The 13,614-nt window shown below is 65.8% G+C and carries 17 protein-coding genes; 3 read left to right on the plus strand and 14 right to left on the minus strand.

The window, feature by feature from the left end:
* Both V8324_RS19385 and V8324_RS19390 read right to left on the minus strand, forming a co-directional pair.
* A partial coding sequence (locus V8324_RS19385; protein ID WP_336421553.1) for a phage terminase large subunit family protein occupies nt 1–713 on the minus strand: 713 nt, incomplete at its 3' end.
* A complete protein-coding gene (locus V8324_RS19390; RefSeq protein ID WP_336421554.1) occupies nt 661–1,263 on the minus strand; it encodes a hypothetical protein in 603 nt (200 codons plus the stop codon). The genes V8324_RS19385 and V8324_RS19390, both read right to left, overlap by 53 nt.
* A 117-nt stretch (nt 1,264–1,380) precedes the next feature.
* On the opposite strand from V8324_RS19390, the gene V8324_RS19395 reads away from it, so the two are divergent.
* Nucleotides 1,381–1,650, plus strand: coding sequence for a hypothetical protein (locus V8324_RS19395; protein WP_336421555.1), 270 nt, complete (start codon nt 1,381–1,383; stop codon nt 1,648–1,650).
* Nucleotides 1,651–1,747: 97 nt separating this feature from the next.
* On the plus strand, nt 1,748–2,275 hold the full coding sequence (locus V8324_RS19400) for a DUF3489 domain-containing protein (RefSeq protein WP_336421556.1): 528 nt from the start codon (nt 1,748–1,750) through the stop codon (nt 2,273–2,275).
* A 264-nt stretch (nt 2,276–2,539) separates the two neighbouring features.
* On the opposite strand, the gene V8324_RS19405 is transcribed toward V8324_RS19400, so the two are convergent.
* Genes V8324_RS19405 through V8324_RS19415 form a run of 3 tightly spaced genes read right to left on the minus strand, consistent with a single transcriptional unit; the run spans nt 2,540 to nt 5,069 of the window.
* The gene (locus V8324_RS19405) at nt 2,540–2,755 is read right to left on the minus strand and encodes a DUF7220 family protein (RefSeq protein ID WP_336421557.1); all 216 of its coding nucleotides are present in this window, start codon (nt 2,753–2,755) and stop codon (nt 2,540–2,542) included.
* The gene (locus tag V8324_RS19410) at nt 2,752–3,753 is read right to left on the minus strand and encodes a DNA cytosine methyltransferase (RefSeq protein WP_336421558.1); all 1,002 of its coding nucleotides are present in this window, start codon (nt 3,751–3,753) and stop codon (nt 2,752–2,754) included. Before V8324_RS19410 ends, V8324_RS19405 begins: the two co-directional genes overlap by 4 nt.
* Complete coding sequence (locus tag V8324_RS19415) at nt 3,753–5,069, minus strand: site-specific DNA-methyltransferase (RefSeq protein ID WP_336421559.1); 1,317 nt, start codon at nt 5,067–5,069, stop codon at nt 3,753–3,755. The genes V8324_RS19410 and V8324_RS19415 overlap by 1 nt, the downstream gene beginning before the upstream one ends.
* A 200-nt stretch (nt 5,070–5,269) precedes the next feature.
* On the opposite strand from V8324_RS19415, the gene V8324_RS19420 reads away from it, so the two are divergent.
* On the plus strand, nt 5,270–6,082 hold the full coding sequence (locus V8324_RS19420) for a GNAT family N-acetyltransferase (RefSeq protein ID WP_336421560.1): 813 nt from the start codon (nt 5,270–5,272) through the stop codon (nt 6,080–6,082).
* Between the two features lie 495 nt (nt 6,083–6,577).
* On the opposite strand, the gene V8324_RS19425 is transcribed toward V8324_RS19420, so the two are convergent.
* The 9 genes from V8324_RS19425 to V8324_RS19465 all read right to left on the minus strand — a co-directional run bounded on the left by V8324_RS19425 (nt 6,578) and on the right by V8324_RS19465 (nt 13,536).
* The gene (locus V8324_RS19425) at nt 6,578–7,024 is read right to left on the minus strand and encodes a DUF6362 family protein (RefSeq protein WP_336421561.1); all 447 of its coding nucleotides are present in this window, start codon (nt 7,022–7,024) and stop codon (nt 6,578–6,580) included.
* Complete coding sequence (locus tag V8324_RS19430) at nt 7,017–7,226, minus strand: hypothetical protein (RefSeq protein WP_442970583.1); 210 nt, start codon at nt 7,224–7,226, stop codon at nt 7,017–7,019. The genes V8324_RS19425 and V8324_RS19430 overlap by 8 nt, the downstream gene beginning before the upstream one ends.
* Nucleotides 7,223–7,759, minus strand: coding sequence for a crossover junction endodeoxyribonuclease RuvC (locus V8324_RS19435; RefSeq protein ID WP_336421562.1), 537 nt, complete (start codon nt 7,757–7,759; stop codon nt 7,223–7,225). The genes V8324_RS19430 and V8324_RS19435 overlap by 4 nt, the downstream gene beginning before the upstream one ends.
* A gap of 88 nt (nt 7,760–7,847) precedes the next feature.
* On the minus strand, nt 7,848–8,153 hold the full coding sequence (locus V8324_RS19440; RefSeq protein WP_336421563.1) for a hypothetical protein: 306 nt from the start codon (nt 8,151–8,153) through the stop codon (nt 7,848–7,850).
* A 309-nt stretch (nt 8,154–8,462) separates the two neighbouring features.
* Nucleotides 8,463–10,814 (minus strand): AAA family ATPase, encoded by a 2,352-nt coding sequence (locus tag V8324_RS19445; protein WP_336421564.1) that lies wholly within the window; start codon nt 10,812–10,814, stop codon nt 8,463–8,465.
* Between the two features lie 53 nt (nt 10,815–10,867).
* Nucleotides 10,868–11,638, minus strand: a complete 771-nt coding sequence (locus V8324_RS19450; protein WP_336421565.1) for a hypothetical protein — start codon at nt 11,636–11,638, stop codon at nt 10,868–10,870.
* A complete protein-coding gene (locus V8324_RS19455) occupies nt 11,635–11,835 on the minus strand; it encodes a DUF6511 domain-containing protein (RefSeq protein ID WP_336421566.1) in 201 nt (66 codons plus the stop codon). Before V8324_RS19455 ends, V8324_RS19450 begins: the two co-directional genes overlap by 4 nt.
* 224 nt (nt 11,836–12,059) lie before the next feature.
* The gene (locus V8324_RS19460; RefSeq protein WP_336421567.1) at nt 12,060–12,305 is read right to left on the minus strand and encodes a hypothetical protein; all 246 of its coding nucleotides are present in this window, start codon (nt 12,303–12,305) and stop codon (nt 12,060–12,062) included.
* Nucleotides 12,283–13,536 (minus strand): DEAD/DEAH box helicase, encoded by a 1,254-nt coding sequence (locus tag V8324_RS19465; protein ID WP_442970584.1) that lies wholly within the window; start codon nt 13,534–13,536, stop codon nt 12,283–12,285. Before V8324_RS19465 ends, V8324_RS19460 begins: the two co-directional genes overlap by 23 nt.
* Nucleotides 13,537–13,614: the final 78 nt, after the last annotated feature.

A 13,614-nucleotide genomic window follows, 5' to 3' on the forward strand; every position in this document is an offset into this window, starting at 1 on the left:
AGCCCCCGGATCGTGGGCGTCGAGATCAACAACGCCTTGCGCCGATGCGCGAAGGTCAGCGACCGGGCTTCGGCCAGGCTGACCGGATCGCCTTCTTCGTCGGCCGAGGCCGGATAGGCGTCGACCTCGTCGAGAAACAGGTACCGCGCCGGCGTCGAGCGCAGCCCCACCGCCGAGTTGGCCCCGGTCATGATCAGAATGCCGCCCGCGAATTCCTTGGAGAGCATCGTGTTGCCCGCGTCGCGCGAGCGCGCCGGTTTGATCCGCTCGCGCAGCTCCGGGCTTTCCTCGATCAGCGGGTCGATACGCTGGCGCGAGTTGCGCTTGGCCAGCTCCACCGTCGGCTGGACCGCCAGCATCGGCCCCGGCGCGTGATGCATCACGAAGCCGATGAAGCAGTTGCCCGCTTCCGTCGCGCCCACCTGCGCGGCTTTCATGAACACCACCCGCTGCACCGGGCTGACCGGCGAGAGCGCATCCATGATCTCGCGCATATAGGGCGTGCGCGCGGTCTTGTAGCGCCCCGGCTCGGCGGAGGCGCGGGAACTGAGCCAGCGATGCCGGTCGGCCCATTGCGACACCGTCAGGTCCGGGTCGGGGCGAAGGCCCCGCGACCAGGCGCGCAGCAGGTCGTTGGCACCATCGAACCCCGCGACATCGTCATCCAAGGCCGCTGCGGATCTCGGCGAGGCTGTCGAGCTGGGCGCGGACATGGGCTTCGAGAACCTTCTGCATCACCGCCGCCTCCACCGTGATCCCCTCGCCGAGGGTGGCTGCCAGTTCCGAGGCCATGAGCGCGGCCACCCGCGCGGGCCAGATCACCCAGGCATCGCGTTCCTCGCGCGCCAGCCGAAAGATCAGCGTTTCCGCGCGCGCCTTGTCGACCAGGTCGCCCTTGAGCTTTTGCAGCCGGATGCGGCGTTCCTGCGCCTTGAGCACCTCGTTCGCGGTCTTGGCTTGCAGGAAGGTCGTGCTGCCCCCAACGGCGGGGGCGGCCATCCCCTGCTCCTTGAGCGTGTCCCCCACCGCAGAGACGGCGGCCTCGGGCACGGGCTTCAGCTTGGACTTGCCGGTCGCGGGCGGTTTTGGCGCGGCGCGGGATTTCGACGGGTCGGTCGTCTCGGCGCGGCGTGTGTCGGACGCCTCCGCGTCGATGCTCCCATCAGGGTGCAGCACCAGCCTTCCGGCCTCCTTAGCCTTCTGGACTGCCCCGCGCGACAGGCCCACGCGGGCGGCATATTGGCGTTCGCTCAGGCCCTGCATGGCTCACCCCGCGCGACATAAAGCAATGGTATTGCTGCGATTTACGTTGATTGCATGCCGCACCGGAGCGATCCTGATGACACAAGCAGGATGCAACTCACGACACGGAGCCACGCCATGACCAGCCTGAACCCGCAAACTACGCCCCGCCACCAGCTGCGCGCGGAAAAGGCACAAAAGAACAAGGAGGCCGCGCTCAGTTCATTCATCGCGAAGAAGACCGAAATCGACGAACGGCTCGCCCGCCTGCAGGCGCTCAGCGACGACCACTTCAACTGCCATCCCGACGAGGTGGGCTGGGCCATGGTCGGCACGCTCGAGCACTACAACGGGCTGCTGAAGCGCATCACCGACAGCGCTTTTGGCGAGGGCGAATACGCCGGGTAACCCCTCCGGACCCTGACCAAGGGCGGCCCGCCTCGATGGCGGGCTTCACCCGGTAGAAGCTCCTGCATGTCGCACGAGCCGAAACCGGAGATCATCCATGACCCAGATCCAGCTATCCGACGCACAATCCGTCATCCTGTCCACCGCCTGCGCGCGCGACGACGGGGCCGTGTTCCCCGTCACCACCACCCTCAAGGGCGGCGCGGTCGGCAATGTCTGCAAGAGCCTGCTGAAGAAAGCGCTCATCGAGGAAATCGAAGCGACCGACCTCAACACTGTCTGGCGGCATGACGAAGAGCGCGGCCCCATCACCCTGCGCGCGACGCCGCTGGCCTACAGCACCCTAGGGATCATCGACCCGCCCGACGCGCAGGACGATGACCAGCCGAAGCCCGAGGCCACACCCCAGCCCGTGCGCCGCCGCAGCGGAACGAAGCAGGACGCGCTGATCGCGATGCTGAGCGCCGAGGGCGGTGCCACCATCGACGAGATCGTCGCAGCTCTGGACTGGCAACCTCACACCGCGAGGGGCGTAATCTCCGGCGCGCTCAAGAAGAAGCTCGGCCTGACGATCATCTCGGAGAAGGTGGACGGAAGGGGTCGTTGCTATCGCATAGCCCTGTGATCGCACCGGAGATGCTTAATTTTTAAGCTATTCACAGGCCGTCAATCTTCATTGCAGCGAAACATCTTTACGAACGTGCATTTTAATGCTACTTTGGAGATTGGTATATCGAGAGCTCCTCCTCCTCCCTGAGCTTTTCGATCCAAGGCGGTGACGCTCTCCTCCTCCCTGCGTCACCGCCGCCCTTTCCCAAAGAAAGCAATGGGTTGTCGGACTTCCGTGGTACCTCAGAGCGGCTGAATAGTCTTGCGTGACCGACCAGCCTCATCGCAGGCGCCGTGCCTCGAAAAGCCGCCTCAGCGCGTAGGACCGCGCGAGGCTGACCAGCGTAAAGACGAGCCCAATCTTCAGATTCTGCGCCAGTGTGACGTGCAGGCCGAAAATCGGAAAGATCAGGGTTTGCGTCAACACAGCGATGCCGTAGCCCGCGACAACATTCGTGACCGCTTCGATCATCGACATGGTGCGGCTCTGGCTCATCGCAGCCCCTCCGGCAGGCTTTCCAGAAACGCCGTCACGAATTCCGCCGCGAGCTGCGGCACGATCGCATTGCCGTAGCCCCGCAGGAGCCCCATGCGGCCGGGTATCCCATCAGCCAGCGGGAATGTTCCGGGCTCAACGGGCCGCCAGCGGCCATCGCGGCAGAGGAGCCAGTCCGGATCTCGCCAGACGCTGTCCGTCGCATTGGTCCCGGCGGCGCCGGCGCCTTCGACCAATCGACCAGTTTCACCGTCCTGCGGCTCGCATCGGTGTTCCCGGCCGCGTTGTAACTGTTGGTTGCCGGTGAGCCGGCCATCGCCGTCGGCCAACCCGCCAGCCAGACCTGTCGGCCGAGCAGCGCGTTGATCGGCACCGACTGGCATTCCGATCCGTCCTTGTGATCCCGCGCCGAGGCCGTGGCCCAGCCTGCCTGCGGCAGCGTCGAGGGCAACGGCGCCGAAGAACAGCCGCTGGCGGATATGCGGCGCGCCGATGCCCGCAGCCGGCAGATCGGCCGCCGCGACGGCGTAAGATGCCGCTTCCAGGTCAGCCGCCAGAGCGTCGAACCACGCCCAGTCAGCCGCGCCTTCAGTCTCTGTTCGAGCCGCTCCGCCAACCGGTCCGAGCACCGCCGCGCTCGCGACCTGCTCGCCGAAGACGAACTCGGGGCGGCAGGCTGCAACGAGCCGCAGGAAGGCCGGGGCGAGATGGCGGTCATCGTCCTGTCCCTTCCGTTGCCCGGCCTGGCTGAAGGGCTGGCAGGGCGGCGAGCCAGTCCAGACGGACAGATCGCCGGCCACGCCGGCGAGGCTCAGCGCGTAGGGCCAGCCGCCGATCCCGGCGAAGAAATGGCATTGCGCGAAGCCGCGCAGGTCAGCGGGCTCCACCTCGAGGAGGGAGCGCGCGTCCACCTCGCCCGCGGGCAGCAGCCCGGCCGCGATCAGCTCCCGCAGCCAGGCGCAGGCCGCGGGATCGGCATCGTTGTAGTAGACGGCCATCAGGCAGCGGCATCGGCCTTGTCGCCCAGCCGCTCCTTCTTCACCGCCACGAAGCTCCGACCATCGCCATCGAGGAGCGCGTCCTTGCCGGTTTCTGCCTGCCAGCGTTCGACGGCGACATCGACATAGGCGGGGCTGATTTCCATCGCGAAGACGCGGCGGCCACTGGCCTCGCCCGCCATGATCTGAGATCCGGAACCGGCGAACGGCTCGTAGCAGACACCGCCGCGCGCCACGTGCTGGCGCATCGGAATGCCGAACGCGTCGAGCGGTTTCGGCGTCGGATGATCGGGCCGCTCGTCCTTCGGGAAACTGGGCATCTCCCATGTCGAGGGCAGCGTCTGCTCGGCCACCTTCGGTGGGCGGTTCGGACGGCGCCAGCCCATGAAGCAGGGCTCGTGCTTCCAGAGGTAATGCGACCGGGTCAGCACCCCGCGGTCCTTCACCCAGATGATCTGCTGGTGCACGAAGGCCCCGGCCTTTTCCCAGCAGGCCTCGAGCATCGCCTGTCGGCGCGACGCGTGCCAGCAATACCAGGCGGCGTCCTCGGTGATCGCTTCGGCCACAGCGGCGGCGATGAAGCCGTCGTAGAGTTCCGCGCCCTGGCTGCTGTCGTCCCAGGTGGTGCCGTAGCTCTGGCTCCAATCCTTGTTCCGCGTCGGATGGTTCGAACCGTCGTAATCCACCAGATAGGGCGGATCGGTCGCGAACAGCACCGCGCGCTCGCCGTTCATCAGGCGACGCACGTTGTCGTGGCTGGTCGCGTCCCCGCAGAGCAGCCGGTGATCGCCAAGGATCCACAGATCGCCCGTGCGCGACGCCGGGTTGCGCGGTGGCTCGGGGATCACCACCGGCGGCGTGGAGCCCCCGTCGCCGCCCGCTTCCTCGTCGCTGTCCGCGACATAGGCCAGCAGCTTGTCCAGCTCGCCGTCCGAGAAGCCGACCAGCGACAGGTCGAAATCCTCGGCAAGCAATTCATTCAGTTCGGCCGACAGCAGCGCCTCATTCCATGGCGATTCAGCAAGCCGGTTGTCCGCGATCCGATAGGCTCGGCGCTGCGCCTCGGTGAGGTGCCCGAGCACGATCACCGGCGCGTCGGTCAGCCCCAGCTGCGTTGCCGCCAGCACCCGGCCATGGCCCGCGATCAACTCGCCGTCCTCGGCCACGAGGCACGGCACGGTCCAGCCGAACTCGGCCATGCTGGCGGCCAGCTTCGCGACCTGGTCGGCCCCGTGCTGCTTGGCGTTCTTCGCGTAGGGCTGCAGGCGCGCAAGCGGCCACTGCTCGATCCGCTCGGGGGCGAAGGCGAGGGTCATATCGGTGATCCTGTTCGATTGGGTGCGGAGGGGAGCAAGAGCGGGAAGGGCGAAAACACGCTGGGTCCGGATTGCCTTCACAATGCGCCGACCAGCATGATCCGGACCACTTGCCCGGATCGGCTCTGCATCTTCCTGAGTTTACAAACATATCACTGGCAGATTATCGTCTGTCGTGTTTCTTGGAGGCTCTGACACCGATGACTCCGCATGACGGCGAGTATTTCGGCAGCGCAGATCAACAGGCACTGCTGCGACGCGGCAGGGCTATGTTCGACTTGATCGGCGACGATGCGCGCTTCGGATATTATGGACGCACAGTCGGGCTCGCCTCTTCTGAATCCGGGTCAATCGACATGCTCGCGGCTCTGGCCAAACTGCAGGGCAACAGCAATTGCGCGATCCTGCCTGATGCGGACCTGCCCCGGTGGCGTGCCGCGGCCGAGGCGCGGGGCCTTGTGCCAGTCCACTATGCTCGCTGGTCGGGCGCGGACGCGGCGATGCAGGCCGCCCGCGAGATCGTCGATGACCATGCACTGCCGGACGATCTGACGATCATGCGCATCGGGCCTGACACGCCGGACGAGGCTTTGGCACAGCTAGCCGAGGTCTCGCTCGCCTGTGGCGTGCTGCCGTCGGCCGGAGCCGCGTTGCGTGGACTGGACAAGTCGGGGCTTGCGCTCCTGGCAGTCGATGACCAGGGGCGTGGGGTCTCCTGCGCAGCGGCGGCGTCTTATCTTCACCAGGATCATCCGCTTGCCCGCCAATGCTGGTGGGGCATGCTCGCGACAATTCCAGACCGACGCGGCCAGCGGCTTGCCCTCGTCCTCGGGGCCATGGCCATGCTGGAGGCACGCGACCGACTGGGCTTTACCGAAGTGTTCACAGGGGTCGAACCCGGCAACGCCGCGTCCGAAGCGGTCTGCGCGCGTCTGGGTCTGCGGCGAGAGACATGCAGCGTCCTCGGCGTCGCCGATCCAAGCCTTCTGCCGGGTGGCCGAATGACGAAGTAGTTCCCTCCTGCGACGTCACATCCTGGTCTCCCCGCGAGTGGACCCCGGATGTGGAATCCACTGGCTTCCAAAGTGGACTCCCACCGAACAGGTATCCACCCCGGAGTCCACCCTCCAAGCGTCTGTTATCGCGTGGTTATTTCAGGTTTCAGGGGTGGACTCCGACCGGGGTGGACTCCCAAAAAAACGGCCCTGTCGCTAGCGAAATCGCGCGCTGCGCCCCCCAGCATACGAAGTGCACGAAAAGGAACCGTAAAATCAACGGCTTACGGGTCGGCGGAGACAGTTTTTCCGGTCAAGCGGTGGGCGTTTGCCCGGTTTCGAACTGTCTCCCCTCTGGACCCCGTCTGGACCCCGAACCGGACTCGGGGTGGACCCCGGAATCCAGCGGTGCAAGCCATCGCCCCTTTGCTCATGTCTCGTGCGATCATACCCTGTTTGTAGGCCTCAGAGCCGGTTCGTGAAACCCTCCCGGATGTCTCACCGATAATTCCGTCACAGGACGATTTTCCTTGACAGCCGGTCGGCGTTCTCGATCACGAAGCGCCGAGATCGCTTGGCTGATGGCACGCGTCCGTTGAGCCGCCACGTGATCAGCGCCACGCCGTACTGCCAGTGCCGGTTGGCGGCCGGGCGGCTAAGCCCGATCTCCCACGTGATCTTCTTCCACGGCTTGCGGTTGGCGCGCAGCCAGACGATCCGGGCGTCGTCCCGCTCAAGCCAGCGCAGCCAGAGCATGGCCTCATCGGCCTGCGTGATCTCGCGCGGGCTGGGTCTCGGACGTTTCATCTCGGGCTCCTGACCCACGTGATCGGCGAAGCTGTGGAAATATTCGGGCCACGCGTTGAAGTACCCGGTGGGCTTCACTGCGGGCAGTTGCGCGAAGACATCGGCGGCGAGCTCCAGCCGGTCCTGTACGCGCCCTGTGGTCCAGTCAGTCATGGCGCACCTCCCGGACCGCAGGCAACTTGCCGTACAGACGCTCGCCCAGCTGACGGACCAGTTCCCGCTCAGGCCAGGTGAGGCGGTGGTCATCGAGCGAGACCGCCAGCATGTGCAGTTCATGCCAACCATCGCGCCTGACCTGTTCGGGGTCGCGGCGGTGGCCGCCGTAACCTTTCGGGGCATACCGCATCCGGGTCATTGCACACCTCCCTGCGTCTCGATGGCCCAGAGCAGGATGGCGATGGCGTCGGCCTCGTTGTCGTCGGCGGGTGAGAACCCGCGGTCGCGGGCTGCGTCGATCATGGCCTGCTTCGGCGCGTTGCCCTTGCCGGTGGCGTGACGCTTGATGGTGCCAACCGGCACACCGGCATAGGGTATGCCGCGCAGTTCGGCCCACGCGGTCAGCGTTGCCATCAGACCCCCATAGACGTGGCTCGCGTCCGTGCCCGCATGCCGCCTGACTTCCTCGAACCAGATGGTGGCGATCGGCCCGGACAGCCGATCGATTTCGGTCAGCCAGTTGGTGAAGCGCAGGTACCGCATGCCGCCGCCGTCGTAGCGGCTGGGCTTGAGCGAGACCGTGCCGCTGGTGATCAGCCCGTCCGCGGCGCGCAGCGCCCAGCCTGTCGTCGTGCCGAGATCGAGCGCCAGGATGGTGCGCGCCGCCGCGGGCGGGATCTGCGTTTCCGGGGTTGCGCCGCCATGGGTGGTGGCGAGAGTCGTATCAGCCATGAGTGGTCTCCTCTTCTGGTGGGCTGCTCGGGTGGAAGACGACGGCGGTTGATGCTTGGCGGTACCGGCCGCCGTCGTCGGATGGTTCTCAGGACTTCCTGCGCTTTCCGCGTTTGCTGATGTGCTTCGCCACATGTTTACGGCCGGATGCAGCGACAGCCTTGCCGGGGGCATGATGCTCAGGGCAGCGCCGGTTCAGCGTTCCCGATCGCATGCCACTCCAGCATTCGAAGGGCCTGCCGCATTCAGCGCAGTGGCTTTTCCAGCAGATGATTGGAACGATCTCGCCGTCGCGGCGTTTGTGCAGGTCCGAGCCTATGACGACATAGCGCTGACCCTCATGCATCAGCACGGTTCCCGGAAGCGGCAGCACACGGAAATTGATCTTGTGCACGACACGCGGGGACCGGGATTTGGAGGACTGCTTGCCACGATCATCGACAGCATCGGACACAGGCGTCGCGCGGTTACTATCGTTGTATGAGGGGGCGGGACGGCGTCCGCCCCCCTCATACTTAGTATAGGCAGTCACACTCTCTCTCATCATACCCTTGCAAGTCTCTGGTTTCATTTCACTTTCTCCCGTTTTTGATGACAGAGGGGCATGACAGAGGCCACTGTCATCGTCATCAGCAAGTTGTTGATTTCATTGAGTTCATGACAGAGGCATGAGGATGACAGTGGCCTCTGTCATATGACAAAGTCATTCATCGACCCCCTCCGGATAGACCCAGACGGCGGGGTTCTCGACCTCCCTGGCACGGCCGGAATGGGGGCATTTGAAGTGGGTCGGCAGGACCATTTCGCCCTCGGCCAGGACCTCGCCGGTCTCGGGATCGATCACCCGATCGCGGCCGAACCGCATGCCCTCGACGCAGAGGTAGCCAAAGTGTGACTTGGTCGCGGGGAAGCCGTGTTCGGCCATATCGCGTCGGAATTTCACGAAGCCCTTTGATGCGAGGACATTGATCCGCTGGCGAATGGTGAACTCGCTGCCGAGCCCATGCTGGTTCTCGAAGCCCGCGCCGAACTGCGTTGACGTGTAGACGCGCCCCTCGGCTGCTTCATCGAAGAGCAGGCTCAGGATCACATCGCGTTTACGATTCCGCTCGGCGTCATGCCTTGCGCCGGTCTCCTGGCGCACCAGCCGCTCGTTCATCGGGTTCAGTTCGACCCATTCCCCGCCGCGCTTGTCGATGAGCTTCGGCTCGAGCGCGGGGCCGTTGCGCAGTTCGATCTCCAACTTGCGCTCCGACGCATCCTCGTCGGGACGGTGCAGGATCAGGCCGGAGGTGTAGAAACCGCGCAACGCGCTGGCGCCCGACAGGGCCAGAAACGGGTCCTCCTTGACCTGGTGCTTGGACAGCTTGCGCGTGTGGTGGACGAGGATCACCCCGCAATCGGGATCGATATGATCACGCAGCACCTCCACCCGGTCTTTCAGGAAGAACATCATGGCGGTGTTGTCGTTCTCGCCTCCGCCGTCGGGGCCGCCGTCGAAGAGGTTGCGGATCGGGTCGACGCAGATGATGTCCGGCGGCGCCTCCGGGAAGGCGGTCTGGATCGCCCGGGCGGCGCGCACGCTGCCCTCGTCGTCGAGCAGAAGCTTGAGCTTCGGCGTGGCCACGAAGGTGTCGCGCGCCGCGGTCAGGATCTCGAGCGGCAGGGCGATCTGGCGCAGGCGCTCGCGCAGATAGTGATACTGGATCTCCGCCTGCAGATAGAAGATGCGCAGCGGGCGTGGCGGCGTGAAGCCGAGGAAAGGCTGGCCGGCGGCCATGTGCACCAGCCAGGAGATCAGCAGATCGCTCTTGCCCACCTTGGGCGCGCCACCCAACACCAGCAGCCCACCGGGGGTCAGCACGCGCGGGGCGATGATGTCCGCGGGCATGGGGCTGGTGTCGTCGAGCAGCGCGCCGAGGCTGAAGGCGGGCAACTCGTCCGGGGATGGTGCGCCGCTATCGAGCCGCACCAGCGGGGGGCCATTCTTATCGACATGCAGTGCCCAGAGCCGCTCGGACTCGCGCTTGAGCCGTTCCACGGACCATTGCGGACGCAGCATGGCGGCGTTGTAGCCGCAGATCCCTTCCCAGCCGGCATCCTTCGACATGCGGCCCTCATGGACCATGCGGATGAAATGCCCGATGGCCGCCGAGGCCCCCTCGAAGCGCGACCAGTCATCGGCGGCGCCTTCGCGCACCGGGGTTACCAGCACATCGTCGACGGCGGGTTTGTCGGGATGGGTGAACTCGGGCTGCAGCGACACGCCCGGCGCGGGTGGCATGTCGGTGACGGCCTCAAAGAACTCGTCAAGATCTCGTTCGCGGTCGGCGTTCAGCTCGACGATGCCGACCTGCGTCTTGAGGTTGTTCTTGTAATAGACCGAGCCCGCCACCCGGATCGGCTGGTGCGCCGATCGGAAATGCGTGTCCCCGCCGACCTTGGCGGCGATGTCGCCGCGCAGGCGGGTCACACGGGCCACATCGCTGCCCTCGGCGGGCTCGGTCAGTTTCCACCAGACATGGGCCTTGCGCTGGCCCTCGGGCGTCACGCCTCCGCTCTCGACCACCATGGTCGGCGCGCCAAGGTGACGTTCGAGATGGGCGCGCTTTGCTGCGATATCGCCGGTGTCGAGATCGACCACCACGGTCTGCATCTGCAGGATTTCCGCCGCGCGGGCCTGGCCGGGCTCGGCCACGGTGCCGGGGATGACATAGACTGCCGCGCCCTCGCGCGCGGCCCATGTTGCGAAAGTGGCCATCTTGTCGGCCACGGCGTCATCAGCCTCGATCCAGATGTTGTGGGGGCGTCCATCGATGCCCTGACCCTTGTCGATGAAGCTGCGTACCGGGATCAGCCCCTCCGAGTAGCCGAAGACCACCTCCATGAATTGTGCGATCTGCTCGGGGTCAGGCTCGTCGCCGAACACATCGATCTGCGGGGCTGCGTCGTTGAAATCGCGCCATGGGTTGAAATGAACCAGGTTTTCCTTGGGCGGGTCGTTGGGAGGCGTGTCGTCCGACAGGGTGTGCGGGTCGTCGTGATCGGTACTCATGGCGGCATCCTCGGTGTCTATTGGGGTGTCAGGCGGGTCGTCGGGAGCGTCCGTCATGCCGGCAGGCTCCAGCAGCGCTTTGCCCAAGGGCAAAAGCGGCACTCGAAGAAATCGCGGTTTTGCGCCACGCGGGGCAGCAACTCGCCCGCGTCAGTGGCTTGCAGGATGCGCACGCCGCGATCCGACATGCGCTGCGCGAGATCGGCGTCGAAGGGCACAAGCTCGTGGTGCAGCTCGGCCGTGTCCTTGTTGATCGCGGTGAAAAGCGCGGGCGTGGTGGAAATACCCGGCACCGAGGGTTCCATGTACGCCTGGTAGACCGCGATCTGGGCGGCATAGACCGGTTTCGCGACAGCAACGCCGTCCTTGACGCAGGCGCGCCAGTTCTTCGCGTTCATGGTCTTGCATTCCCAGAGCGCGGGGACGGCCAACCCGAAGCCCTCGGGGCCGGCGGCCATGATGCCGTCGACATGGCCGCGGATACGCCCGCCCGCGACCGAGAACCCGAACTGGCCACCATCAGGACGGTTGCCCTTGCGGGTGTAGAGATCGAACCCTGCTTGCCGGAGCCAGGCGACCGCCAGATCCTCGAGCATATGCCCAATGGCAAAGATGCGCAGCAGCTGGCCCGAGAAGTCCTGGCCTTCGTCCTTCGGCGTGGACGTGAACTCGAATTGCAGCGCGCGTTCGCAAGCCTGCCCGAGGCGAGAGCCGCCGAGGTAGTCGCGCGGCGTGCGGGCGGCGTTTTCTGCCGTGAGGGCCGCATCGATGGTCTCGTTGACGCGCTCGCCGAAGCTGGGGCGATGGTTGTAATCGAGGGTCAAAACGGCACCTCCGACTGGCTGGCGATTTCGGCCATCTCAATTCGGAACGCCTCGATGGTGATGACGATCAGCCGGTGCATGTCGTTCTGGCTCAGCTGGCCCAGCGGCCGGTCCCAGCCCATGCGCTCCATTTCGGGCGCGAGCGCGCGCATCACGGCGGGCAGCGCCTGGGTTTCTTCTTCGTCAAATTCGACCATGGTCAGTCCTTTCCGGGCTTTGAGGGTGAAGGCCGACTGGCACGTCATCGAGCAGAACCAGCGGTATGTGCGCTTTGCGCGGGGTTGGTGGGGATCGAACCAGCCGAAGCCGCGTGTGCGAGACGTGCAGAGCGCGCAAAGCGCACCGCGCGGGTGCCAGAGCCGATCACGGCCCGGCTGATCCGCAGCCGCTGTGGGCGCGGGCGGGATTTGCGCGACATGGCTCACGCCGCCTCCCGCGCGGTCGGGGCCGCGCTCAGGATCAGCCCACGGATCGCGCGCTTGTTGAACCCGAATGTCATGAGCGCCGAGGCCTTGTAGCGGGTGAGTCCGAAATCGCCGCGCGCCTCGGGCGAGAGATATTGCAGCTGCTTTTCGGTGGCGGGCTGGGTCAGCCAGCCGCGCGTCTTGAAGGCGCTCTCGTCGGTCTCGTGGTCGTTGAGCCAATCATCGGCTTGCGCGAGGCACACGGACCGCTCGCCGACGCCCAGCAGTTGGGGNGTTGAGCCAATCATCGGCTTGCGCGAGGCACACGGACCGCTCGCCGACGCCCAGCAGTTGGGGCTGCGCATCGCGCGTGCCGCCGATGGCGTACCACAGCCCGTCGAGCCAGAAGACACCGCCCCAAGCAGAAAAACCGGTGGCCAGCAGCGCGTCCTCAGTGCCAAACAGATCGACCCATTCGAAACTGGACCGTTTCAGCAGATCGATCTCGGTCATCAGGAAGCCTGACAGGGCGCCGCCAAGTGCCCCTTCAAGGCTCTTGCTTTCGTCCTCGTCCGGGTCGACCAGCGTCTCACCGCAGATCGGGCACTCGCGCGCGGCCAGCGGGATCTCGGCCTGGCAGGAGGGACAGGTCTTGGACGGCGCCTCGCCGGCCTCGGTCTTGCCGCCGAGATCGACATCCTGCTCCAGCGTGCCGTGCGTGAGACTGGAGCTGCCAAAATCCAGCACCACGCAATCGGTCTTGACCACGCCAGGATGGTTCGCCGGGTCGATCGTGCGCAAGCCGCGCCCGACCATCTGGATCATCGTCGACTTGTAGGAGCTGGGCCGCAGCAGCACGACGCAGGAGGTCGGCGGATGGTCCCAGCCTTCTGTGAGCACGGCCACGTTGGTGATGACGCGGATCTCGCCGCGGGCAAACGCGGCCAGGATGTTGCGGCGCTCCTCCCCCGGCAGATCGCCATGGATCAGCCCCGCGGGAATGTCGGTCGCGTTGAAGGCCTCGGCCACATGTGCGGCATGAGCCACGGTCGAGCAGAACACGACGGTTTGTCTGTCCCCGGCTTTCTCGCGCCAGTGGCGCACCACTTCCTCGGTGATCGGCGCGCGGTCCATGATCTCGGCCACTTCACCCATGTCGAAATCCGAGGCAGTCTTGCGCACCGCCTTGAGCTTGTCCTGCACACCCACATCGATGACGAAGGTGCGCGGCGGCACGAGATGACCCGAGGCGATCAGCTCGCCAAGCCGCACCTGGTCGGCGACATTGTCGAAGACCGCGCGCAGCCCCTTTTTGTCGCCCCGGTTCGGCGTGGCCGTCACCCCGAAGATCCGGGCGTCCGGGTTTGCGTCCCGCACACGGTCGATGATGCGCCGGTAGCTGTCGGCGGCAGCGTGATGCGCCTCGTCGATCACCAGCAGGTCCAGCCCGGGCATGGCCGCCAGATTGGCCTCGCGGGCCAGCGTGGGCACCATGGCGAAGGTGACCTGGCCGCCCCAGGACTTGGTGCTGGCATCCAACACCGAGGTGGTCACCTCCGGGTTGACCCGGGC

Source organism: Roseovarius sp. D22-M7 (assembly GCF_037083785.1).
Classification (GTDB): domain Bacteria; phylum Pseudomonadota; class Alphaproteobacteria; order Rhodobacterales; family Rhodobacteraceae; genus Roseovarius.